General features: G+C 39.1%; 19 protein-coding genes, 1 tRNA gene and 1 pseudogene. 7 read left to right on the forward strand and 14 right to left on the reverse strand.

Features of this window, described 5'->3' with window-relative positions:
• Position 1 precedes the first annotated feature (1 nt).
• From NRL14_RS09255 to NRL14_RS09265, 3 genes are read right to left on the reverse strand one after another with little or no spacing between them, the layout of a single operon-like run.
• On the reverse strand, positions 2 to 916 hold the full coding sequence (locus tag NRL14_RS09255) for an EamA family transporter (RefSeq protein ID WP_306724505.1): 915 nt from the start codon (positions 914 to 916) through the stop codon (positions 2 to 4).
• Positions 913 to 1,617 carry a uracil phosphoribosyltransferase gene (gene upp / locus NRL14_RS09260; protein ID WP_232224803.1) on the reverse strand — a complete coding sequence of 235 codons (705 nt, stop codon included), beginning with the start codon at positions 1,615 to 1,617 and terminating at the stop codon, positions 913 to 915. Before upp ends, NRL14_RS09255 begins: the two co-directional genes overlap by 4 nt.
• Before the next feature lie 58 nt (positions 1,618 to 1,675).
• Complete coding sequence (locus NRL14_RS09265; RefSeq protein WP_007376279.1) at positions 1,676 to 2,353, reverse strand: phosphoribosylanthranilate isomerase; 678 nt, start codon at positions 2,351 to 2,353, stop codon at positions 1,676 to 1,678.
• Between the two features lie 458 nt (positions 2,354 to 2,811).
• Here NRL14_RS09265 and NRL14_RS09270 point away from each other — a divergent pair, with 458 nt between their 5' ends.
• Positions 2,812 to 3,174, forward strand: coding sequence for a hypothetical protein (locus tag NRL14_RS09270; protein ID WP_007376280.1), 363 nt, complete (start codon positions 2,812 to 2,814; stop codon positions 3,172 to 3,174).
• A gap of 159 nt (positions 3,175 to 3,333) precedes the next feature.
• A complete protein-coding gene (locus NRL14_RS09275) occupies positions 3,334 to 4,131 on the forward strand; it encodes an alpha/beta fold hydrolase (protein ID WP_033014826.1) in 798 nt (265 codons plus the stop codon).
• A 129-nt stretch (positions 4,132 to 4,260) separates the two neighbouring features.
• Here NRL14_RS09275 and NRL14_RS09280 read toward each other — a convergent pair.
• From NRL14_RS09280 to NRL14_RS09290, 3 genes and pseudogenes are all read right to left on the reverse strand, one after another.
• Positions 4,261 to 4,726, reverse strand: a pseudogene (locus NRL14_RS09280) (aromatic amino acid transport family protein); the annotation flags it as partial.
• A 216-nt stretch (positions 4,727 to 4,942) separates the two neighbouring features.
• Complete coding sequence (locus tag NRL14_RS09285) at positions 4,943 to 6,184, reverse strand: type II toxin-antitoxin system HipA family toxin (RefSeq protein ID WP_096793894.1); 1,242 nt, start codon at positions 6,182 to 6,184, stop codon at positions 4,943 to 4,945.
• Between the two features lie 9 nt (positions 6,185 to 6,193).
• A complete protein-coding gene (locus NRL14_RS09290; RefSeq protein WP_096793893.1) occupies positions 6,194 to 6,517 on the reverse strand; it encodes a helix-turn-helix domain-containing protein in 324 nt (107 codons plus the stop codon).
• Positions 6,518 to 6,847: 330 nt separating this feature from the next.
• Here NRL14_RS09290 and NRL14_RS09295 point away from each other — a divergent pair, with 330 nt between their 5' ends.
• A complete protein-coding gene (locus NRL14_RS09295; protein ID WP_306724506.1) occupies positions 6,848 to 9,652 on the forward strand; it encodes a P-loop NTPase fold protein in 2,805 nt (934 codons plus the stop codon).
• A 497-nt stretch (positions 9,653 to 10,149) separates the two neighbouring features.
• Here the strand turns inward: NRL14_RS09295 and cysQ are convergent, their stop codons facing one another.
• Genes cysQ through cysG form a run of 6 tightly spaced genes read right to left on the reverse strand, consistent with a single transcriptional unit; the run spans position 10,150 to position 17,112 of the window.
• Positions 10,150 to 10,920: a 3'(2'),5'-bisphosphate nucleotidase CysQ gene (gene cysQ, locus NRL14_RS09300; RefSeq protein WP_007378438.1), complete on the reverse strand. Its 771-nt coding sequence runs from the start codon at positions 10,918 to 10,920 to the stop codon at positions 10,150 to 10,152.
• Between the two features lie 9 nt (positions 10,921 to 10,929).
• Positions 10,930 to 11,523, reverse strand: coding sequence for an adenylyl-sulfate kinase (gene cysC / locus NRL14_RS09305; protein ID WP_002958870.1), 594 nt, complete (start codon positions 11,521 to 11,523; stop codon positions 10,930 to 10,932).
• Positions 11,524 to 11,555: 32 nt separating this feature from the next.
• Positions 11,556 to 13,280: an SLC13 family permease gene (locus NRL14_RS09310; protein ID WP_306724507.1), complete on the reverse strand. Its 1,725-nt coding sequence runs from the start codon at positions 13,278 to 13,280 to the stop codon at positions 11,556 to 11,558.
• Positions 13,281 to 13,311: 31 nt separating this feature from the next.
• A complete protein-coding gene (gene cysN, locus NRL14_RS09315; RefSeq protein WP_306724508.1) occupies positions 13,312 to 14,736 on the reverse strand; it encodes a sulfate adenylyltransferase subunit CysN in 1,425 nt (474 codons plus the stop codon).
• Positions 14,736 to 15,635, reverse strand: a complete 900-nt coding sequence (gene cysD, locus NRL14_RS09320) for a sulfate adenylyltransferase subunit CysD (protein ID WP_008133447.1) — start codon at positions 15,633 to 15,635, stop codon at positions 14,736 to 14,738. Before cysD ends, cysN begins: the two co-directional genes overlap by 1 nt.
• Positions 15,636 to 15,684: 49 nt before the next feature.
• A complete protein-coding gene (cysG, locus tag NRL14_RS09325; RefSeq protein WP_306724509.1) occupies positions 15,685 to 17,112 on the reverse strand; it encodes a siroheme synthase CysG in 1,428 nt (475 codons plus the stop codon).
• Positions 17,113 to 17,398: 286 nt separating this feature from the next.
• Here cysG and deoC point away from each other — a divergent pair, with 286 nt between their 5' ends.
• Together deoC and NRL14_RS09335 are read left to right on the forward strand one after the other, a co-directional pair.
• Positions 17,399 to 18,145, forward strand: a complete 747-nt coding sequence (gene deoC, locus NRL14_RS09330; RefSeq protein WP_306724510.1) for a deoxyribose-phosphate aldolase — start codon at positions 17,399 to 17,401, stop codon at positions 18,143 to 18,145.
• 10 nt (positions 18,146 to 18,155) lie between these two features.
• On the forward strand, positions 18,156 to 19,004 hold the full coding sequence (locus tag NRL14_RS09335; protein ID WP_024600082.1) for an SPFH domain-containing protein: 849 nt from the start codon (positions 18,156 to 18,158) through the stop codon (positions 19,002 to 19,004).
• A gap of 50 nt (positions 19,005 to 19,054) precedes the next feature.
• Here NRL14_RS09335 and NRL14_RS09340 read toward each other — a convergent pair whose 3' ends face one another.
• Positions 19,055 to 20,185 (reverse strand): CsgG/HfaB family protein, encoded by a 1,131-nt coding sequence (locus NRL14_RS09340; RefSeq protein WP_306724511.1) that lies wholly within the window; start codon positions 20,183 to 20,185, stop codon positions 19,055 to 19,057.
• 133 nt (positions 20,186 to 20,318) lie between these two features.
• Positions 20,319 to 24,302, reverse strand: coding sequence for a two-component regulator propeller domain-containing protein (locus NRL14_RS09345; RefSeq protein ID WP_306724512.1), 3,984 nt, complete (start codon positions 24,300 to 24,302; stop codon positions 20,319 to 20,321).
• A 260-nt stretch (positions 24,303 to 24,562) separates the two neighbouring features.
• Between NRL14_RS09345 and NRL14_RS09350 the strand changes: the two genes are divergently transcribed.
• A tRNA-Trp gene (locus NRL14_RS09350) sits at positions 24,563 to 24,639 on the forward strand.
• A gap of 131 nt (positions 24,640 to 24,770) precedes the next feature.
• The gene (secE, locus tag NRL14_RS09355) at positions 24,771 to 25,148 is read left to right on the forward strand and encodes a preprotein translocase subunit SecE (RefSeq protein ID WP_002958877.1); all 378 of its coding nucleotides are present in this window, start codon (positions 24,771 to 24,773) and stop codon (positions 25,146 to 25,148) included.

The following is a 25,148-nucleotide window of genomic DNA, read 5'->3' on the forward strand; positions in this document are numbered from 1 at the left end:
TTTAACTAATTTTTTTGTTTAATGATGGTTCCAGATTAAAATTGGAACTTGATTTTTTAAACAGCTGTACTTGAGATATAACAATGGCTAATACAATAATGACTGCGCCTAATGTTTGACTCATCGTTAGCCTTTGCGAAAGAATAAAATAACCCAATAATGTTGCTGAGATTGGACTTGCAAACGATATAAAAGACACCGTAACAACTGGCAGTTTTTCAATAGCTTTAAACCAAACTATATAAGCGAACAAGGCGCCAATGATACTTAAGTAGGAATAACCAATTATATTGTCTACTGTTAGGTTACTAGGTAAGCCTTCTTGTACTAATCCAATCGGGAGTAAAAATAATCCACCTACAACGAGTTGCCAGCCTGTAAAAGTATATAAATTAACGTCAGCAGGCTTGCCCCATTTTTTTGTTAATACTATTCCCGTGGCCATTGAAGCGGCACCAATTAAACCTGCAATAACACCTTGAACAGGTAAATTCATATTTGGTTCTAAGACCAACATCGCGACTCCAACAGCCGCAATTGCACAAGCAATAAATTGCCTTAAATTAAGGGGATCTTTAAAGAGTAGCGCACCAAGTATCATGACTATGATAGGTTGGCACGACATAACAAGTGCAGCTACACCACCGGGTAATAGATAGGCTGCTACAAATAAACAGTAAAAAAAGCCACCAATATTAAGTATGCCAAGCACGATAGAACGCACCCACCAGATGCCTTTAGGTAGCTTTCGACCAATCAGTACTAATAAAATACCAGCAGGTAAAGCACGAAGTGTTGACGCTATTAAAGGCATATCTGGCGGTAATAGCTCGGTCGTTACTATGTATGTACTGCCCCAAATTGTTGGGGCAATCATAGCAACTAACATCCAAAGTATTAGTTGTTTATTTGTCATACGGCCCCCACATCGGTCGTACCGAAGTAGCGATCTCCGAAGTCGCCAATTCCAGGTATCATAAATGCGTTTCCATTTAGATACTCTTCAATTGAAGACGTGACTATTTGAATTTTTTTAAATTGCTGAGTAACTTTTTGAATCCCCTCAGGGGAGCACAAAAGATTAACAAAAATGATATTTTCTTCTAAAACACCAGCATCTATAAGCACCTGAATAGCACAAATTGCAGAGCCGCCTGTCGCCAACATAGGTTCGAATATCAGCACGCGACATTTAGCAATATGATCCGGAAGTTTTGAATAATAAAGAGTTGGCAATTTTGTGACGACATCGCGTTGTATTAAAATTTTTCCAATGGGAATTTTTAAGTCAATATGACGCAGCTCATTTTCCATACTTTCACCAGCACGAACCACAGAAACGGCACATATTGGATCTGCAAACTGCTTGCCTTTGTATGTTTCTCCCACGGGAGTAGTTACATCGAGATCTTTAAATGGTACTAATTCTAAGCTTTTTTCAATCAGCAGACGAAACACTTGATCAGCATAAAAAATGAATTGGCTTTTACTAGCTACCTTGTCACGCATTTTTGCATGCAGGTATTTTAGTCTATTTGTTTGCGGTAACTCGATCACACTACTTGAGAGTATTTGTGAGTCTTCTTTATATATTTGAATAACTTGATTTGCATTCATAACGCTCTCCCTATTTGAGTCTGCCAGATTAGGGGTGTTAATCTGGCAGTGAATTATATTAAGCATTGATCTCCGAAAATGCTTTTTCAGCTTCGCGAATGAATTTCTTCACTTTAGCGGCATCTTTTCTGCCGTCGCTACCTTCTAATCCCGTATGTGAATCAACTGCGGCTGGTTTAACCTTATAGATTGCATCAGCTACATTTTCAGGCGTTAAACCGCCAGCCATCATTAGAGGTTTTGGAGATCGTCTAACAAGTTCAGCGCTTACGTCCCAGTTATGCGTTAAACCAGTAGCGCCTTTAGCACCCGTTTTAGGGTTAAATGTATCAGTGATAAACATGTCAACAAAGTCAGCCATGGTATCAACAATTTCTAACAGCTCTTCAGCATTGTCTTCTTTCACAACAAGGCTTTTTAATAAGAAAAGATCAGGGCGCAGCTCTCTAAGCTTTTTCATTTCTGCCACACTAATATCACCGTGTAGTTGAACTGCTTTTACACCTAGCTCACTGCAATAACCGCTCACTTCTTCAGCATCTACCATATAGCTAATCAACACACCGGCTTGAGGCTCACTTAAGCTTTTAATAATGCTCATTGCATCTGTTTCAGAAATATCATCTTTTCCAGAAGGTAAGCGTAAAGGAAAGCCAAGCCACTCAATGCCAGACTCCAGCATTAGATTTGCTTCTTCTCGGTCGATAATGCCAGCTACTTGAATAATGTTTTTCATAATGTTCTCCAATTTAAAGTTAAAGGGTTGTAAAGAATCTCGACGTAAAGATATGTAAGAATTAACTTTGTGTCAAGTATCTTTATGTGAAGATATTAAATTAATATACGTTTAACTGTTCCATAGAGTTGCTGAAGACTGATATTTTTATATCGTAATTATTTAAAAAGTTAACATAAGCAATAGTTTAAGTGGGTTTTTGAAGTGGTGCAGGGCGATTGGAAGCTTACTAAAAAATCGTTTGAGGCCTTAAAAAAACTTAACGTATTGAGCGTAAGTCTTAAATAAAAACAATATTTAGGCATTTAAAAAATTATATGGTGTGGGTATGGTTATCAAAACGTTAAGTTAACGAGGTCGTAAACGCGGACAAGAACAGTTGGCTTTGTCCGTGCCCCACCAAATTATTTTTAGCTGGTACAATGGCATTTGTATAACTATGTGCAGCAAGGGAGTATATGGAAAAGCAAGAAATAATAAGATTCATTAAGGATATACAATGTAAGTTTCCAGATGTGATCCCGCTAATGGATAAACACGAAAGTTGGGCGCTTACTTTTCGCATGGAAGAGTTTGCAAACTTAACAACTTTTGCATTCAACGAAAATAAAGTCACCAACGCTCTAAAGCACTTGTCATATATGAGTCTAAAATTAGACTCTGCAAGTCCTGCTGAACTTGAGTACATAGACACTTATTACGTTGAGCACTTATTTTGCAAGGCCACTCCCATTGGAATTGAAATAGGTTGGCCACTTGTTCCTGACAAACTTAAAAAACTGTATTTAGATTTTCACGGACAAGCGCCTAAAATACGTTGAGAATAGAAGTAAGTCGTTTTTATTTAAAAATCAAAATCTGCTCCGAAAAGTTGTTAAGTAGAAGCTATTGATCTGAACTTCATGAGAGATTTTTATTAAACTCCGTTATACTTCTTGCAATTGAATATGCCAAATGAAGTAAATAGGCCGCTAACTGCAATGAGTACAGAAATTCTTTTCCATACTATTTTTCCACACGAAGCCAGTAAAACATGGGTTGTATTTGTCCATGGAGCCGGTGGTAGTTCGGCAATCTGGTTTCGTCAGCTTAAAGCGTATAAAAAAGAATATAATGTGTTGTTGCTTGATCTTCGCGGTCACGGCAAATCGAATAATCTACTACAAAACTTTGTTGATAATAATTATTCATTTAATAATGTCTCTAAAGACATCATAGATGTGTTAGATCATAACAATATTACCAGCGCACACTTTGTTGGTATTTCATTGGGCACAATTCTTATTCGAAATATTGCTGAAATTGCGCCGCAATATGTTTCTAGCATGGTGCTAGGTGGAGCGGTTACTCGTTTTAATACTCGCAGTAATACATTGGTTTATTTAGGTAATACTTTTAAACACTTCCTGCCTTATATGTGGTTGTATCGCTTATTTGCTTTTATTATGATGCCGAAAAAGCGTCATAAAGAATCTCGACTTTTGTTTGTTCGTGAAGCAAAGCGCTTGTGCCAAAAAGAGTTTATAAAATGGTTTAAATTAGCCATGGATGTAAATCCTTTAATGCAATATTTCAAAGAAAAAGACATTGATATTCCCATTCTGTACATTATGGGTAAGGAAGATCATATGTTCCTTGGCCCTGTTAAAGAAATGGTTAAGCGCCATAAAAACAGCGTACTGCAAACTATTCACCATTGTGGCCATGTCTGTAATGTGGAACGTCCTGACTTATTCAATCAGCACTCGCTTGCTTTTATCGCCCAGCAAAATCGTTAAGGGTTGTTGCTTTTAAAAAGCTTTCAGTTAATGGTAGGTAATTAGAAAAAATTTATAACAGCCATCATGAGTAAACTGGAGCAGATTTTTCTTTTGACTTTCGTCCTAAACTAAAAACAAGATCCGAAGGATAATACCCGCAACCAATAGGCCTGAAAGCAATACGCGAGAAAGCGATTCCATCCCGATTTGAATAACCATAAAGCTATCAATAGTATTGGTTAAGCCACACCGTAAATAAGCAAAATTGGGAATATAGATAAAAAGTACAATAAAGAAATTAACCGTTCTGCAGTCACACCAAAGTGCTCTTCAACTACATCGGTAAAGTCGTATCTTTATTTTTTGCGAAAGTACAAAACGCGATAACTCTCGGTGGGCACAAAAGGTCATTGGGAATGCTAAACACGCCAAAATAATTAACGGCCAAAAACCGCCAATGCCAATATTAATAGGTAAAAATAAAATACCCGCACCAACGGCCGTGCCAAATAGACTTAGCGTCCATTGTATATCGTGCTGGTTCTATTTTGAGGTAAAAGAGTGTGTTATTTATTGATGTATTTGAAAGCGTTACACCTTGAGGTGTTATCATGTGTGTGCTCATCCATTATTAATAACAATTGCGCAGAAGAATGTAGTTTTTAGCTAAAAATTTCATGTTTTGTGGGGATTTGTAGACTAATTAATTAGACCCAATTGGAAGGTAAGTGTCATGAATACGAAACAGTGGTATAAAAGTGAGCGACAAGGAGCGTTGGTTAGGCAATCCCCTAAAAAATAATAACCCTAAATATGACTCTACTTTGATTTATTGAATAATAAAGCAGTCTTTCATTAGGTCTCGCTCGCCTTGCGAAATACCGAGATTTTTTGCTAGTTCATTCCATTCTTGAACCGCATTTTTAACCTGCGTATAGACTTCGTTAGCAGTTTTAACATTAAGTTGAAAGTAGTGTGCAACATCAAACGCTAGATCTATTTCTAAAGCATTGTCTTTGTCATCAATATTTAGATGTAATCCCGTAGCGTTTTGAGTAGGGTTAATATCGTAAGCGGGAGATAAACGCCAACCTGTAGTATCAAAAATAAAGCCATGGTTACGTAAGTGATCATCACTATTTGAAACCATGATATTAAATAACATACGCGTCCAAAGCTGTTTTAAATCTTCTTGAGTATTAGAGCCATTTTCAATTAAAAATTCAGCTAACTCAAGGTAACTTGCTCCGTCGTCGTTGCCATCAAAGTACTTTAGCTGTGTCATAGCAGAAGTGAATAGCAGCCTATGTCCACCTTCTAGCCGATCGAATCGCTTAGTAAGAAAAATATGATGATCAGAGCCAATAGTCTGCACCTTGCATTCAGACATATTAATTCCAGCATTTAGCGCCATTTTGTAAACTATATATTCCCATAGGCCAATATCATATTCATCATAACGACTAGGAAATTTAGCAAGCCACAAAGAGCCGTCAATATCTTTCACAGATGCTTTTGGTCTTGCGCCACCAAGTGAAGAACCCGGTGAGATGAGCATGTTCAGCCATTTTAAATAATCAGGATTTTCAAAGTCAGGTTTACTTTCAATGCCTTTAGCTGCTTTTTCAAGTTCTGGCAGCGAAGTTATGGCTGGTGTGGAGAAGTCTTCATTATCATCAAGGAAATTGCCATCACGAGCAGTGCAAAATCTTAAAGCCCCCATCCTGAAAGAGTCATGAACTCCTAATAAATAATGCGTTTCAAATAGTGCATTTGCTTTGCGCCCTTCGTTACGCGCAATAACGGCTTCTCTGCGCTGCATTAATAAGCGGCCCCATCGATCAGGACACGAATCTAAAAACACTTTGAAATTTTTGTCATCAGTAGCATGCTGCTCTCCAGCATATAATTGCAATGTTGGATCTATTTGAAGTGCAAATTTAGAGACGAGCCAATCTTTGTCATAACTAAAGCTAAAATGCTCTTTACCGCGAATAACCGACGATCTTAGTGTTCCTAAAAATAAAGGTTTTTCAGTAATAAGCCAATCGGCGTAAACAAAAATTTCCATTGGTAACCTCTATCGTTTTTTATTTAAAAGCTCAATGTCTTGCAACTTTCTACCTAATTCATCATCAAGTGCTACTTTGCTCAAGTCTTCGAGAAGGTTTAAAACGGCAAGAACATTTACGTAATGCCCAATAGACACGGAAGGATCGCCTTTAGTTATTTTGCGAAGTGTTGGCTTAGAAATTCCCGTCCTGTTGAACATCACTTCTTGGGTGATCCCGCGTCGTTTCATTGCGAGTAAAATATTTTCACCCAAGTTGTGGAGTATTTTAAGGTTACGCGGGAATACAGTGGCTCCACGCTTAACTAATGAATGGCTATCGCTTTTATTCATATAAAACTATATTTTCATTTACTAATGTTAAGTGAAAATATAGTTTCATTTTTGTGATTAGTCAAATACTTGAATAACTAATATCCCAAACAGTAATTGATTCTTAAAGCTCAATTTATGAAATAATAATTTCATAAATTAGGTTTTATTGAATTTATAGTTTCATTTTAAGTAAAAACGTAGGTTGGGTAGAGCGAAGCGAAACCCAACATGTCATAGCGTCATGCGATTAATGAAGCCAGAGAGGCGGTTTTATTTATTAAACTTGCTTATTCAATAATGTTCAATTGATATACACTGGCAAAGTAACGTATTGATAAGGATATTAAGTTGTCGCAAGTTAAAACTCTCCCCATTACAGCCACACGCTGGCTTTCTCTTTTATTGTACGCAATTACCGCCGCAACAATTACTGTATTTTTAAGCAAAGCCGGTTTTGTACAAAAGGCATATTCGAGTTGGAGCGCTATTTTAGCTGCGAATCCGGTTTTACATTACAGCGGTGCTTTTTTAGCGGGTATTGGCATAAAGCTGTTGCTTGATAAATTTTATATATCGCACCCTAAACGCGATATTGGATTTAGCTGGCGATACCCGCCAGTGACAATGAGCTTATGGTTATCGGTAACTATTATAGGGGCTATTTTGTATTTCACTTCAAACCAAGAAGAGTTAATAGCTGCTACTTCTTGTTTTGAGTATTTCATCGTATTAATTTTAGGCTCTTCCATAATTACAGCTTATCAACAAAGCAATGAAAGAATTAGCCTTAATTTAGTTGTATGCTTTTCTCTTATCGCAGTGATTAGTACAGCTTTCATTTATTGGCATATCAGTCAGATAGGCTTTAGTTGGCCGCTTTTTATAACAGTAGATATTTACATATTCTCTGCAATATTTTTGATAATCAAATATATAAATGAATGCATTAAAGCTAAATGGAATCGTAATCAAATAACTTTGGAGCGTACGAAAAATCTGAGTTCTGGTGATTTTAAAACATTAGATCAGTTTAAAAGTTGGTTTAAAGACGATTCGACTATTAAAAGCACAGAGGAATTAGAGCCAGACTTACAGGTGTATGCCAAGCGTATCACCGAGCGGCTGCAAAATGGTGGTGATAAGTATGAAAAAGATTTAGCGCAGCACATAGCATTATGTGGACCTTATGGTTGCGGAAAAAGCAGTATCGTCGAAAGTATTGTGAATGATTTGGCAAAAAACTCTGAAAAAGAGAGTACTTGGATACACAGCGATATATCAACATGGGGCGCTGCAAGCGGGAATGTTGCTCATGTGATACTCAGCAATATTATTGATGATATAAGCCAATATATTGATATGTGTGCCTTTCGTACACTACCTAAACATTACACTGAAGCACTAAAGTCGGGTGGTAGTATGTTTCAGTTTGCATCTACGTTACTCGCAGGCCCTGTTGATATTGAGGGAAGTTTTCAAAAGCTTAATGATGTACTAAAAACAACAAACCATAAACTACTCATTACTTTGCAAGACGTTGATCGTGGTACTGGCGATGAAAATGAGAAACGTTTGAATGATATAGCCGCGCTGCTGGATAGATTGAAAGATAAAAACTTAAGTCATATCAATTTTATCGTTGCGATGGGTAATGAGAAGTCCTTGTATATTGAAGTACAAAGCAAGCTGGCCGATCACATCGAAACGATAGTATCCGAAGATTCAAAGAAAACTTTATGTAAGTGGGCAAAGCTATGCACTAAAGAAGTATTCGAGAATGATATGTTGTTAACACATTCTTCAATAAGTAGTTCTGAACAATATTTCAACCAAACCCCTCTTACCTTTCGTCAGACTTTTTATCAGCCAGCTATTATTTCTAATAACTTTATAGTTTCAATTCGAGTTTTGAAGCGAGTGATGCGACGCGTAAGTAAGTGTTGGACTAAAGAAAAGTTATTGGGAGAGGTCGATTTTGGCTCTTTGTTATTACTCACTACATTACGTGAGGCTGAGCCTGCGTTATTTAATGCTTTTGTAAACTCGTACACAAGCTTAGTTAATGTTAAACCGTTACCAGTAGCTAAAACAGAAGATGGAAAGCAAAAAACAATAAATGAAACCCTCTCAAACTTGATAGCTGATTTTATAAATAGTGAAGCTACGCATGTTTACAATGCTTTATTCAAGGAATTACTAAATCTTAAAGAAGATATAACTAATAAAAGCGGAAATGGTTTAAAAAGTGATAAAAATAGTGGCGAGCAACATTTAGGTGTAAAACTAGATACTGTTGATTATTTAAAGCGTATTTTACTGGAAACAGTCCCTGAAAATGAGCTAAGAGATCAGATTGTTATTGATTCTATAAAATCTTTATCAACTCAAGAATTAGCAAAAAATATTTGTAGTGATTATCGATGGCAAGAGGAATTTGAACGTTTTGGCCGGATACTTTTTACTGATAATAAGTACCAAAATAGGGTTGAACAAATAGTTTTTGATGTTTTAGAGCATATTGGAAAAGATAAAAATGGCTTTTTGACTGACGGCCTTTTTGAGGAATATACAAAGCAAACCATCGATAATAATAATTTGGAAAAAGTTTTATATAAGCTAGTTGAATTAGAAAGCGGAGAAAAGTTGCTTGAACGACAATTGGAAAGATTACAGCGAAGTTTTGAAGGGAAAATTAAAATAAAGGATTTGAATAGAAATTATGTGGACATTAAAGATGAAGTAGAAAGAAAGGAAGCTGCAAGTCATAGTAATGCGCTTTTTCAAGGTCTTAATATAGTTAATTTTTTAAATGAAAATGCGCATAAGTTATCTGAACAATCTTTGTATGTGTGCCTAAGTTTTATAGCTTTTTCGCAGTTAGCCGATGGTGAATTTAACTTTTTAAATAGGCTAATGAAAAATCTATTAGAAGTTGTAATCAAAAATAAAAATACACGGACTGTTGAGTTTTTAGTTAGACCAGTACCGTACCAACATTTAACAATTAAACATTTGCAAGAGCATTTTTCAGACCTTTCACCTGGGCAGAGAGAAAACATTTTACAGATACTTGCAGAGCTTAAAGATAATCAAGAAAATAAATCAGATATCGATTTGGCAATAAAAAGCTTAAGTTTTTCTGAGGCGTTGTAATCGCTCTGTGCAGCGAAGCGCCTCGGCGAGCTCTGCGGTGAAATTGTTTTTTCAAATAGAATACAGTGCAGGCTTTTTCGTGGCTAAAGCCATCTCCTACGGTGATTTGTACTTACGGCTTTATATCTTGTAGGTCTGGCTTTAGCCTGACAATGTGACGGGGTAAACCCCGACCTACAAAAACAATCTCTGTGCAGCGCGAAGCGCCTCGGTGGTGAAATTTGTTTTTTAATAAAGTTCGGTGTAGGATTTTTCGTGGCTGAAGCTATCTCCTACGAGGCGGAATATGCAGCTTATGGCTCAGCATTCTGGGTTTCGCTGAATGTCATATTGGTTATCAGAGCTAAATGTATCCCCACGAAATACAGTGTTTGTACTTGCGGTGCAGCTCTTTTGTAGGTCTGGCTTTAGCCCGACAAAATGACGGGATAAATCCCGACCTACAAATAATTTAACGCTGAGCTGCTTTTAAATTAACCGCTAACAGCTCTAGGCGCTTACTCTTCTATCGCACTCACAATAAAATACGGATTTAAGTACTCATCTTTAGTGTTATAAATAAGCGGGCTGCCATCAAGCTTAGTGACTTTAGCACCGGCTATTTCGGCGATGGCATGGCCAGCACCCGTATCCCATTCACAGGTTGGGCCTAAGCGGGGGTAAATATCAGCACTGCCTTCGGCGACTAAACACAGTTTTAGTGAGCTGCCTTTTGACACCATTTCAACCTCGTCAAAGCGTTTTACAAACTCGGCTAAATCGGGTGATGGGTGAGAGCGGCTGCCTACAACACGAATTAACCCTTTGTTAGGTTTGGTAGTTACCTTAAGCTCAATTCGCTCATCGCCTTTATCTTTAAATGCGCCAATGGCTTCGGCGGCTAAGTACGATACGCCAAGGGCAGGTGCATCTACTACGGCTAAAATAGGAGTGCCGTTTTTAATTAGGGCGATGTTTACGGTAAATTCACCGTTCTTTTTAATAAATTCTTTAGTGCCGTCGATTGGATCAACTAACCAGTAGCTTTTCCACGTTTGGCGGACATCCCAGCTTATGTCGGCGTTTTCTTCACTGAGTATTGGAATATCAGGTGTGAGCTGTTGAAGACCTGCCACAATTAGTTTATGAGCTGCTAAATCGGCGTCGGTTACGGGGCTTTCATCGGCTTTGTACTCAACGTTAAAATCCTTTTCGTAAATTCCCATTATCGCTTGGCCTGCTTTACGGGCAAGGATGAGGGTTTCTTCTAGCAGTTCGGTTTGATTCATGGGGTTAACCTATATTATGTGCTTTTGTTTTAGATACGTTATCAGTTGTGTAACCGATTGGTCTAGGGTGTTTTTACTTGTATCTAAAATTATTTCTGGATTGTTTGGCACTTCGTAGCTTGAATCGATACCAGTGAAGTGTTTTATCTCTCCAGCGCGGGCTTTTTTGTATAAGCCTTTAGGATCGCGGCTTTCGCATACATCCAGTGGGGTATCGATAAATACTTCGATAAATTCGCCTTCGTCTACTAAGTTACGCACCATGTCGCGTTCTGCTCTAAAAGGCGATATAAACGCAGTAAGTACTAACAAGCCAGCGTCGGTCATTAGTTTTGCGGTTTCGCCTACGCGGCGTATGTTTTCAATGCGGTCTTCGTCGCTAAAGCCTAGATCTTTACACAAACCGTGGCGTACGTTGTCGCCATCGAGCAGGTAAGTGTGCGTACCTTGCTGATTAAGCGCCGCTTCTAGTGCGTTTGCTACGGTGCTTTTACCAGAGCCTGAAAAGCCGGTAAACCATAAAATAGCGGGCTTATGTTTTTTTTGCTCACTACGCTGTGCTTTTGTCGTTGCGTAGTTATGCCAAACTATATTTTCATCCATAGTGAGAGTCTCTTATGCTGTAAGCGCAGGTATTAAAACGGAAATACCAGCGGGATCAAGGTTAATACCGTGATTGAATAAATAATAGAAAGGGGTAAGCCCATCACTATGTAATCTTTTAAGCGATAGTTACCCGCGCTATAAACCATTAGATTAGTTTGATACCCAAATGGCGATATAAAGCTGGCTGATGCGCCAAAGGCAACCGCCATAATAAACGGTAGCGGGTCTACATTAAAACCAACCGCGAGCGAGTAAGCAACAGGGAACGACAAGGCAGCTGCTGCGTTATTAGTAATAAGCTCGGTAAATAATACGGTCATTAAAAATATGGCAATAAATGCGCCGTACGGGCCAAAATCCCCAAGTACCATAAACATGGCGTCGGATATTTGCCCGGCAAGTCCGGTGCCTATCATTAATTTAGCAAGGCCAATGGCGCTGCCTACTACCACTAATAACTCGATAGGAAAACGGCGTTTTACTTCGTTAAGTTTTATGGTGCCACTGAGCATTAAGCCAATCAGTAATACTAATAAGCCTTTAACCAGCGGCACTATGCCAATAATGCTTAAACCCAGTACTGCGGCAAAGCTTAGTAACACAATGTTTGATTGTTTAGGTGCAAGGTGGGCTTGTAAGTCAAACCCTGAAATATACACAAATTCGCGCTTTAAATTAGGCAAGCTGTAAAAGTTTTTGCCTGGTGCGAGTATAAGTGAGTCGCCAGCTTGTAATTGCACTTGCCCAAGGCCGCCTTGTAAGCGGTCGTGCCCACGACGAATAGCAATAACGGCTGCATGAAACTGCTCTCTAAAGCGGGCTTCTTTTACGGTTTTGCCAATAAATTTTGAAGATTGACTTACGACTACTTCTACTAAGTGTTCTATGTCTTTTTGATGATTTTCGTGCACGACTTTTAGGCCGTCGAAACGGGTAAGTAATGGCACCGATTTTATGTCACCTACAAACAGCAGCACGTCGTCTTTTTGAATAATTTGCTGTGGAGTGACTGCGCAAATGCGGCTCCCGTCGCGAATGATTTCAGCAAGGAATAAGTCTTTTAAATCACGCAGGCCGTTTTCTTCTACGGTTTGGCCTATTAATTTTGAGCTTGATTGTACTTTACCTTCTAGGTAAAAAGGCACGACTTCTTGGTCGCTTTTACCGTTGTCGGGTAAGTATTTAAGCATTACTAAAATGGTAATTAGGCCTACGCTTAGCGCGCCCAAACCCACTAAGGTAAAGTCAAAAAAGCCCAGCGGTTCCATGCCCGCATCTACTGCAAAGCCATTGACGATTAAGTTGGTTGATGTACCAATAAGCGTAATAGTGCCGCCCAAAATAGCAGTGTACGACAGCGGTAATAATAGCTTTGAAGGGGAGTGATTAGGATTGTCTTTTATCGCGGTAATAAGCGATGCAACAACGGCGGTATTGTTAGTGAACGACGATAAAAAGGCGGTTGATAACCCCAATTTTGTTACCGATTTTACTAAACTACCTTTAGATAGCGATTGCGCTAACTTTTGAATTAGGGTGGTTTTTTCTATTGCTGTCGACACTAATACCAGTAATACCAAGGTAATAAGCGACGGGTTAGCGTAATTAACTAACATGCTTTCAAGATCAATTAATCCGGTTAAGTAACTAGTACCAATGGCACTTACAAATAACCATGCTGGATTAATACGAGTGCCAAAAAGGCACCCGACTAAGGTAAGCATAATGCCTGTTAAAACGAGCTGTTCTACCATGCTTTTAAATTCCTAACAGGCTAAAGTTAACTTATAACTTAGAAATATCAAGCGCTTGCCAATGCGGAAAGTGCTTGCGTACTAAGCTGTTAAATTCAACTTCAAATTCGCTAAAGTTACTTTGCTGTGCTTGGCTTTGCAGTACTTGCTCAATCATACCGGCAGCAACTGTTAGGTTTGATAAGCGATCGATTAGGATAAACGAGCCTGTTTCGTGATTGCTGTGGTACTCGTCTGCCAAAATAGTTTCGGTTAGTTCAAGTGTTACAATCGCAATTTCGTTTAACTGTAATGAGTCACTAGTGCCGTGCTCAAGCGTGTTCACATCGATGGTGTGATCAATCTTTTTAACAATAGCTGAGGTGTTTTTGCTGCCTAGTTTTAGGTTATAGCTTTTACCTAATACTAATGGCGACTCATGCATCCACACAATTTTAGCTTGCAACTGGTTAGTTACAGCGGCCGTTGAGTTTGCAGGTACTATTACATCCCCTCGGCTAATATCAATTTCGTTATTTAGGGTAACGGTAATTGCTTGGCCAGCTTCGGCGCTGTCTAGGTTGCCATCAAAGGTAACAATTTCTTTAATGCTTGATGTTTTACCCGACGGTAATACTTTTATTGCATCGCCTACATGTATCTTGCCCGATGTAAGTGTGCCCTGAAAACCACGGAAGTTTAAGTTAGGGCGCACGACATATTGCACAGGTAGGCGCGCTTCAAAGCCTGTATCTGTTTCGGCTGCTGGCGAATCTTCTAGTAATTCTAGTAGCGGCTTGTCGGTGTAATACGGTGTATGAGCAGAACGCGTTACTACGTTGTCGCCTTTAAGCGCCGACATAGGCACAAACTTAATGTTTGATACGTTAAGTTGCTCAGCAAATTTAAGGTAATCGGCCTTAATTTTTTCATACACGGTTTCGTCAAAATCAACGATATCCATTTTATTAACGGCAACAACAAACTGCTTAATGCCCAGCGAGTCACAAATAAAGCTATGGCGCTTAGTTTGTACTTGCACGCCGTAACGCGCATCAACCAAAATAATGGCGACATCACTTGTTGATGCACCCGTTACCATGTTGCGTGTGTATTGCTCGTGCCCAGGTGTGTCGGCAATAATAAATTTACGCTTAGCCGTTGAAAAGTAACGGTACGCTACGTCAATGGTAATACCTTGTTCACGCTCAGCTTGTAGGCCATCAACTAATAAAGCAAGGTCAAGATCTTCACCTGCATTACCTACTTTTTCGTTATCTTTATGAAGGGCTGCTAGCTGATCTTCATAAATTTGGTGGCTGTCGTGCAGTAGGCGGCCAATCAATGTTGATTTACCGTCATCTACGCTGCCACAGGTAAGCATACGCAATAAGCTTTTGTCTTGCTGGCGCGCTAGGTAGGCGTCTATGCCTATTTCTTTTACTTCGTTAAATGTATCGTTATTTTGGCTAGACATTAAAAATACCCCTCACGTTTTTTCTTCTCCATTGAGCCGGCTGAATCATGATCAATAACACGACCTTCACGTTCAGATGACGTAGATAGCAGCATTTCTTCAATAATTTCGGTTAAAGTACTGGCTGTTGATTCAACTGCACCGGTAAGTGGGTAGCAGCCTAATGTACGAAAACGTACAGATTTCATTTGCGGTACTTCACCTTCATTAAGTGGCATACGCTCATCGTCAACCATAATTAGGGTGCCGTCGCGATCAACAACAGGGCGCTCTTTTGCTAGATAAAGCGGTACCATGTCGATGTTTTCTTGATAAATGTATTGCCAAATATCAAGCTCAGTCCAGTTAGACAACGGGAAAACACGAATGCTTTCGCCCGGATTAACTTGGCTGTTATAGGTGTTCCAAAGCTCAGGACGTTGGTTTTTAGGGTCCCAACGGTGGTGTTTGTCGCGGAATGAATAAACACGCTCTTTTGCGCGTGATTTTTCTTCGTCTCGGCGTGCGCCACCAAATGCAGCATCAAAACCATATTTGTTAAGTGCTTGCTTTAAGCCTTGGGTTTTCATTATGTCAGTATGTTTACCCGAGCCATGCGTAAACGGGCCTACACCCATTTCAATGCCTTCTGGATTTTTGTGTACCAGTAGATCAAAGCCGTATTCTTTAGCTATACGGTCGCGAAACTCAATCATTTCACGAAACTTCCAGTTGGTGTCTACGTGTAATAACGGAAACGGAATTTTTGCAGGGTAAAATGCTTTACGCGCTAAGTGCAAAAGTACCGACGAATCTTTACCAATAGAGTAAAGCATTACTGGGTTCTCAAACTCAGCGGCGACTTCGCGCATGATTTTGATACTTTCAGCTTCAAGTTGCTGAAGGTGAGTTAAAGCCATTGTTAGTCGTCCTACTAAAATGATTAAAAGTTACAAATTTAAAATTCGGTTATGTATTTGATACATCTGTTAGCGGCTGTGCAAAGCTGCTTGTTTGCTCGTTTTGGCCAAACCACGCTAGTTGCGAGTGCAGGGCGGCTACTTCACCAATAATGAGTAGCGCAGGCGATATAATGCTGTTGCGCTGGATTAAGTCGGCAAGTTCGCCTAGTTGGCCTGTTACTACACGCTGATTTTTGCGTGTACCGTTTTCGATAATGGCAACTGGTGTGTCGGCTTTGCGGCCATGTTTTAAAAGCTCGCTTTGTATGTGCGGCGACTTAATTACGCCCATGTAAATAGCCAGCGTTTGATTTGCTTTTGCCAGCGATTGCCAATCAAGTTCTTGACCGTCTTTTTTACAGTGTCCAGTTACAAATTGAATGGCTTGTGCATGGTCACGATGCGTAAGCGGAATACCCGCATACGCACTACAACCTGCAGCGGCTGTAATACCCGGTACAATTTGATAATTTACGTTGTTAGCAGCCAGTACTTGTACTTCTTCGCCACCACGGCCATAAATAAACGGATCGCCACCTTTAATGCGGCACACTTTTTTACCTTGTTTAGCAAGGTCGACCAGCATTTGGTTGGTGTCGTCTTGAACAACACTATGATCGCCTAAACGTTTGCCTACACAAATAAGGTCAGCATCGCGGCGTACTAATTCCATAATTTCGTCAGATACTAAAAAGTCGTATACAACCACATCGGCTTGTTGCATAAGTTGCAGTGCTTTAAGTGTTAAAAGCTCTGGATCGCCAGGGCCTGCGCCTACTACATATACTTCGCCTTCAGGCTCTGCTTTAGCATCTAGCATTTGTTCTAGCTGTTGCTGTGCGGCTTGGGTATCGCCGGTTTGTACTTTACTCACGACAGATGAGTCGAACACGCCTTCCCAAAATTGGCGGCGGTCTGAAAAATGTTTAAAGCGTTTTTTTACTTTGTCTCTAAAGCCACCGACAAGTGTTGCAAGTGGGCCAATATGATGTGGAATAAGGGTTTCGAGCTTTTCGCGTAAGCGACGTGCAAGTACCGGCGCTGTGCCTGCACTTGATATAGCAATCGTAATTGGGTCGCGATCAACAATGGATGGAAATATAAACGTACATTTAGGTTGGTCATCAACCACGTTTACAAATACATTGCGGGCATTGGCAAGTTCAAATACGTTGTTGTTTACTTCATCGCGGTCGGTTGCTGCAATAACAAGCATTTTACCATCAAGGTGCGATTCATCAAAATAAGCATCAATAAGCGTTACTTCATTATTATGTGCATGCTCTTTTAGTTCGTCGCAAAACCAAGGTGCTACTAAAGTAACGCTTGCTCTCGCTTTTAAAAACGCGCGACATTTGCGTAATGCGACCTCTCCACCGCCAACAACCAATACTGGTTTGTTGTCGAGTTTGGTAAAGATAGGTAAATACTGCACGTTAATAAGACCCCTAAACAAATTCAAATATAAGAAAACGCTTTATTCTGATAAGCAGAATATAGCGGCTATCAATAAGTAAAAAATAATTAAAACCAAGTTGATATAACCAAAAGTTATAATAGGTGGGCTTTTTAGGCCTAAGAGTTAGTTAACAAGGGATTGCGACGAGTTACAAGTAAAATAATCAGCTTATAGTGTTTGGTTATGAGCTATAGCGAGTTTGGTTTTATTTGTTAATATGGAGGCATATCAAATTTTGTACTCAAGAAGTAACGGAGCTCTAATGACACAACAACAAAAAGAAGCTGCATTAGCAGTCGCACTGATGGATTTAACAAGCTTAAATACCAGCGATACAACCAAAAGCATTCAAGCACTTGTTGATAGCATAAACCCTACCTTAGGTACACCTGCTGCAGTATGTGTTTATAGCGACTTTGTTGATGATGCAAAAATAGCACTCGCAGCACGTGGGCTTAACCACGTAAAAGTTGCAACAGTCACTAACTTCCCAACGGGTGATGCACCAATAAGTGATGTAATTAACGAAACACTTATTGCAATAGAGCGCGGTGCTGATGAGATTGATTTGGTTATTCCTTATAAAAAGTTAATCGCGGGCGATGCTCAAACTGTACTTAACTATGTAAGCGAAAGTAAAAAAGCGTGTGGGTCACGCGCCCAGCTAAAAGTAATAATAGAAAGTGGAGAGCTAAAAACTGAAGCGCTTATTACTCAAGCCACGGAGCTTTCAATTGAAGGTGGTGCTGATTTTGTAAAAACCAGTACGGGTAAAGTCGCTGTAAATGCCACGCTTGAATCAACAAAAATTATGCTCAGTGCAATTAAAAATACTGGTAAGCATGTTGGCTTTAAAGCCGCCGGTGGTGTTAAAACAGTGGCCGATGCTAGTGATTATTTAGCACTTGCACGCGCGATAATGGGTGATGATTATTTGCAAGCAAATACATTTAGGTTTGGTGCTTCAAGCTTGTTAAGTGACGTTTATACAATATTAAAAAGTAATTAAAGGAAAGATGATGAGAGCAAGAAACTCCGGGACACAAACATTGTTTAATAACCTATTTAAAGGTGCATTGGTTGTAGGAGTCGTTGGTTTTGGATTAACTGCATGCACTAACCCAAGCACACCCGCAGGTGAAGAAGGCTACGTATTCGAAAAGCCGCGTGTATTTGGTGAAGGTGGTTATCAAGGTACAATGAAGGGCCCATCTAATTACGGTATGTCGTTACTGCGAAATGAAGTGGTAAACATCGATATGCGACCTAATACATATACCGAGACATTTAGAATCTTAGCGAATGATGATTTAAATATTAAATTTGATTTTCATGCTGTTATTGCTATTGAGAGTGGCACTGTTAAAACTGTGGTAGAGCAGTACGGCGCCGAAAATTGGTATAAACGCTTTGTACGTGAAACTTTCAGAACGTATGTGCGCGATACAGTACAAAAATACGATAGTGGCGAGCTTAAAACAAATCGTGAGAAAATTGCGAAGGAAGTGACTCTGCGCCTGCAAAGTTATTTATCGACAACGCCGTTTAAACTTGCAAACGTTGTAGTAGGCAATATTAATTACCCCGATATTGTTGCTAATGCAGTTGAGAAAAAATTGGCAGCTCAGCAGCTATTATCGGAAAAAGAAACACAAAAAGAGATTGCCAAAAAAGACGCTGAAATTAGGGTTGAAGAAGCCAAAGGGATTGCTCAAGCTCAGAAGATCATTAACGCAACACTAACAGCTAATTACATTCAACATGAAGCTATTAATGCACAAATAAAAATGGCTGAGTCACCTAATCATACAACTGTTTATATTCCGGTAGGTAATAACGGAGTACCACTTGTTAAAGGCGCTAACTAGATAGTGAGTACTTGGGTAGCTCTTTTTATTAGCTACCCAAGCCAAAGTCATTAATTAAACTTAAACATGTTGCTTATACTTTCGAGGCTAGATTTGTTCGTTTTGGCAATACAACCACTGTCATCAAGTGACTTTTTGGTTGTTTCATCAGCTAAACCGGTTACTTTGAGTTTTTTGTCTTGCTGATACTCACGAAGCGCGATAACTGTTTTACGATCGTACTCAACATCCTGTGTTTCAAATTCTTCGTAGTCAGGCTGATTTCTTAGGTAACCCAAACAAACTAAGCTTAGGCGTGACATTGCTAAATCCATTTTCTCATAATGCGGCATTCTATGATTGGGTACATCAACTGTTACAGCGCGCTTGCTGGCTGATTTTGCGCGTTTAGTAGCTGGTGGCGGCGCAGTGTAACCCGGTGCTAACGTGTTGTTACTGTTATAACGATAGTAGGTATCTGGAATTTTAGTTTCTAAAAACTCAACTGCTTTAATAATAACTTCACGCAGGGCTTTTTCTTTAGGGGTATCTGACCATCCACTAATATTGCCACCAACGAGTGCGCCACCAAAATTGGTTGCAGCGCCTGTGAAATCAAAATCTTTACTACCCCCTTCAACACTCGTTGCAGCTAAAATGCGTGATGTGCGAGTATCTATAAGGCGTAGATCAATTGCCATATGTGAACCCGAAAAACCGGCAGATACAGAGCTAAATACATCACCGATAAAGCCGCCACTGCCAACACTTGCACCAGAGCTATCGTCATCAAATTCTGTTACCGCAGCAATCACGACTATTTCAGCACCTTCAATCTCGCCATAAGCAGCACCCGATGAAGCGCTAACGCGACCTGAGGCTGCTAGGTCTTGTTCTGATAAAACAGCATCAAGCGCTTGGCGCTCTAAAACAATAAAGCGGTTTGTTGATACTAGAGCCGTAGTTAATTGATCAGCCATACCGTCGCCTATTTCTTTGCGCCACCATTTTGAGTTGTTAGATTTATCGGTAAAGCGTGCAACAGCAATACGAGCTTTAGGGCCATTGTATTGTTCTTGTGCAACTGCATTTATGTCTGGTGAGTTTTGACCTGAAGTGACATTTGTAGAGGTGCTTTGACAAGCGCTCAGAGTGGTCGTTAATAGTGCCGTTAATAATAGTTTTTGTGGTGCTTTTAACATATGACTGTCCTTAATTAATATGCTTAAAGGAAATGTTGTGCATTTCCTTCAATATTTATATTCATGTTAATTTAGTTAAATCAGTAGGTTAAAAATAGTACTGGTGCGAAATATTTAGTCACACAGGCGAAATTTATGAGGGTTTTTCACGAAACTGTTTTGGGGACATGTTATATTTTGATTTAAAGCAGCGGGCAAAGTAGCTTTGTGAATTAAAGCCAACTTGCTGTGCTACTAAACCAATCGCAAGCTCACTATTTTTTAAAAGCTCTTGTGCAAATTCTAAGCGAATGTTTCGAATGTAATCGCTTGGTGTTAGGTTGTACAAGGCTTTCATTTTTAATTGTAAAGCGCGAGGGCTAAGATAAAGCGCAGCTGCAAATTCTTCCACGTTAAACGCTTCGTCTTGATAATGCTCTTTTACTGTCGTTTTTACACGTTCGGTAAATACATAATCTTTACTTTGCGCCATTTGTGGGTCGAGCTCGATTGTTTGTGATAAAGCAGGTAGTTGTTGTTTTAAATTTTGATTGAGTACTTCTCTAATCGTTAATAATCCTTGAACGCGGCTTAATAACAGCTGTGGTTCGAAGGGTTTACTTAAATAATCATCAGCAAGTAAGTCCAGGCCCTTTAATTTGCTGCGCGTATCAGCCTTTGCTGAAAGTAATAACACCGGAATATGGCTAATAGCCGTGTCGCTGCGCAGTGCTTTAATAAACTGATAGCCATCCATAACAGGCATCATTACATCACTTATTACCAAGTCAGGCATTTCGCTTTTACATAAAGCTAAACCTAGCTCTCCGTTAACGGCGTTTATACATACGAAGTTGCTAATAAAGAGTGACGTTAGTAAATCACGCATTTCATCGTTGTCTTCGATAATAAGAATTTTATTGTTTTTTACTGCACATAAATTATTGCTTTTAGATACAGCAAGAGCAGTAAGGTCAGAGGTTTCGTCTACTTGAGTTATTGGGAGTGAAATAGTGAAGCAACTTCCTTTGTTTAATTCACTTTTAAGTTCAATGGTTCCTTCATATTGCTCAACTAGCTGCTTTATAAGTGCTAAGCCAATACCGCTACCGCTTTGATTACTCGTATCTATGCGTGTAAATCGTTGGAAAACTGCCTCGAGGTGCTTTTTATCTATACCAACACCAGTGTCTGAGACTATGATGGTTAATATTTGTTTTTGAGTTAATAGCTGAAGTAATACTTTACCTCCGTTCGGGGTGTATTTTTGGGCGTTACTTAATAAGTTACTGATAATAGAAACTGTATGATTTGGCTCTAATTCAATGAGAATATTTTTTTGCGTTAAATCTTCAAGCTCGAACGTAATATTTTTTTGTTTAAATAAAGGAGTGAAATCTTCGATTAATTGTTCAACTACCGGATTTATAGCATAGGGTGTTACGTGTTTCACTGCAGTGCTTGGGCGCTGACTGAGCTGTAAAAGTTGGTTTATTTGATCCAATAGCTTATGGCTATTACGTTGAATCATCGCTAGTTTTTGTTGGGTGTCTGAATCTTTATGACTTTTTAGTAAACTATCAAGTGGCGCTAATATTAAGCTCAATGGTGTTTTAAGTTCATGGCTAACGTTATCTAATAGCTGGGTTTTTAAGCTGCTAAGTTCTCTCTCTTTTAAGTTTGCTTGCTCTGCAACTTTAGCTCTATACCTTGCTGTTATAATTAACCACATTATAAATAATACGATAATGATGTAAGTGACATAAGCAACATTGTTCTTCCACCAAGGTGGAGTAACCGTAAGCGCAACCATCGTTTTATCATCACTCCATTGGCCGTATTGGTCTTTAACTTTTACAATAAAGTGATAGCTTCCTGCGGGAAGTTGAGAATAACTAACTTGCCTCTGGTTTTTGTTTGCGTATAAAAACTGCTTATCTAACCCAGCTAACTTGTAAGCATATTGGTATTGAGAAGGGGGCTCTGCACTGTTTAAAGCAGAAAATTTAAAGCCGATAACACTGTCTTCTTCTTTAAAAAAGAGTCTGTCTGTATAGCTTATAAGCTTAGCCGTTTGGGTCTTGTTTTTTATATATTGCTGCGTCGCGACTGACTGGTTATAAATAAGTAAGTCTGTAATAACGGGTTCTGGGGGTTGAGTTGCTAGGGTTAGTTTTAACGGATCAAATTGATTAAAACCGTTAATACCACCAAAAAATAGCTCGCCGTCATTCGCTTGAAAAGCGGCGCCTAAAATAAAAGAATGGTGCTGTATACCGTTTGCGGGTAAAAAATGCTGCATTTGTTGAGTTTGAGGAGCGTAACGGGTTAACCCCTGATTACTGCTTAGCCACAAGTAACCGCTGCTGTCTTGTTTAATTGCAAAAATATTATCGTTAAGCAAGCCATCGAACTCTGTAATGTTTATTACTTTGTTTGTTTGGATATTTAACTTATTTAACCCGCCAAAAGTACCTACCCATAAAGTGTTTTTATCTTGTAAATGCAAGGATGTAACCATGTCATGCGTTAAACTATTAGGCTTTTTAAGATCGCTTTGGTAATGAGTGAAAGTTTCATCATTTAAAGAAAATTTATTTAATCCTACGCGGGTTCCAGCCCATATCGCGTTGTTCTCACTGTCATAAGTAATACTAAAAACAGTATTATTTGAGATGCTATTTTTATCTGCGCTGTATTTAAAGTGTGTAACTTGCAATGTATCGGGATTAAATCGCGTTAATCCTTCATTACTGCCCAGCCACAAATTACCAATATGGTCGCCCTCGATTGCATAAATACGGTTACTGCTGAGTTGGTGACTTTGCATAGTAAAAGCTGAAAAGCTATCATTAACTGGGTTATAAAGCAGTAAACCACCTCCATACGTGCCTACCCATATGCGCTTATTGGCATCTTCATAAAGACTAAATATATTGTTATTAGTTAGGCCAATATTGTGGTTTTTATCTGCTTTATAGTGTTTAAATCCTGTGTCAGTGTGTTTGTTAAGTCCGTCGCGCGTGCCCACCCAGAGTATGTTGTTACTATCTTTGAGTATTGCTCTTACAAAGTCATTCGAAATCGAAGCCGAGTTATTGCTTTGATGCTTTTGATGACCAAACTGAATCTGTCTTTTATCATAGCGATGTAACCCATAACCATCTGTACCAATCCAAATAATCCCTTTAGGGTCTTGGTAAAGTGACAATAAGTGGTCGTTAGCTAAGCCATGCTTTAAATTTGGAGAGTAAGTAAGTTGCTGAAACTGTTTACTTAATAAAATATCTTTAGTTTGATAATAAAGACCATGGCCATAAGTGCTTACCCATAGGTTTTTTTCATCATCAATAAGCATATCAGTTACCCAAACATTTTTGAGTTGCTCAAAGTTATAAAATGCGAGTGTGTTTAAGTCAAAAACACTTAGACCAGTTTTGCCTCCTATAATAAATTTGCCGTTTGGTGCTTTTTTTAATTGCCAGAGCTGTTTAGGGCTATTAGGTATGTATGTGAACTGATTTGTTTTTGAATCGAACTTAATAAGCCCAATATTACTTGCTAACCAAAGGTTTTTTTTATCATCAAAAAGCATATCTTTAAAAACAACATTTAATTGATTTGTGCCCTGGTAAGAAAATAACTCGGTAGTACCTGTTTTTGTATTTAACCGAGTAAGTTGCCCCTTATCGTGACCAATCCAAATTGTTTCTGGGGAGTTGGAGGTTATTGTTGAAATGCGTTGGTTTGTAATAGAGGGGGTTGAATACTGGTTAAAAACACTAAAACTTCCTGTTTCAGTATTTAATAAGTTGAGGCCGTTGCTTGTCGTCGCAAACCAAAGTTGGCCGTTTTCTAAATTCAGGCAGTCTGTAATCCAATTCCCCGAAATACTCGATTGTGAAGGATTGAATTTATAGTGTTTAAATTCATATCCATCGAATCGGTTTAAGCCGCCTTGGGTCGAAAACCAATGAAACCCCTTTTCATCAGTGGTACTGCAGGTGATTGAATTTTGAGATAAACCTTGTTCATTTGTATATGTATCTAAGTACAGTGGTAGGGCGAGCGAGCTAGTATGAAATAATAATAAAAGGCTGATGACTTTATATTTCATGATTGTTTTAATTGCTTTCACAGACTTCCTATCTATTGTGAATCCCTTAGGGAGCGTTGACCTTTGTGGATTGAAATTTGTTCAATCTAGGGGCGATTTAGTCGCGGCGCGAGTTTTGTAGCCTAGTGGGCTAAGTAAAAACCGAGTATCTAGTCAATCATAAACTGCTTTTTAATCAATGTTAAGATTGATTTTTCAATGCAATGTTGAGATTTTGCATTGTGGGTATCTTTTAGGCTTGTGTTAATGAACTGCGTAAGTATAATAGGCATCCACTTTGCAGGGGCGTAGTTCCAATTGGTAGAACAGCGGTCTCCAAAACCGATGGTTGGGAGTTCGAGTCTCTCCGCCCCTGCCAGTTTTACTTGTGATTGAGTAGTCTGAGATTAAAAACCGGTTTAAATTAAGTCTGTTTTTAAGTTTAGATTTTAATGGATTAACCCTGCCGTAGTGTAGGGTTGTTGTGTCTGTAGTTAAGGTAATAATATTATGAGCACGAATGTAGAAACACCATCAAGTGCGATGGAGTCAGTAAAGTGGTTAGTAGCAATCGCGCTACTTGCAGGCGCAGTTGTTGGTAATCATATGTATGCAGATCAATCTGTATTACTACGTGCTATCGGCGTTGTTGTTGCAATAGCGGCCGGATTAGCAATTGCCTCACAAACATTTAAGGGACGTAACTTTCTTGCTTTCGCTAAAGAAGCTCGAATTGAAGTACGCAAAGTTATTTGGCCAACTCGCCAAGAAACTACCCACACGACATTAATTGTAATGGTTGCAACAGTGATTATGGCACTTATCCTTTGGGGATTAGATGGCATTTTATTCCGCGCTGTTGGCTTTTTAACTGGATTGGAGATCTGA

The organism is Pseudoalteromonas sp. 20-92 (assembly GCF_030847595.1).
Taxonomy (GTDB): domain Bacteria; phylum Pseudomonadota; class Gammaproteobacteria; order Enterobacterales; family Alteromonadaceae; genus Pseudoalteromonas; species Pseudoalteromonas fuliginea.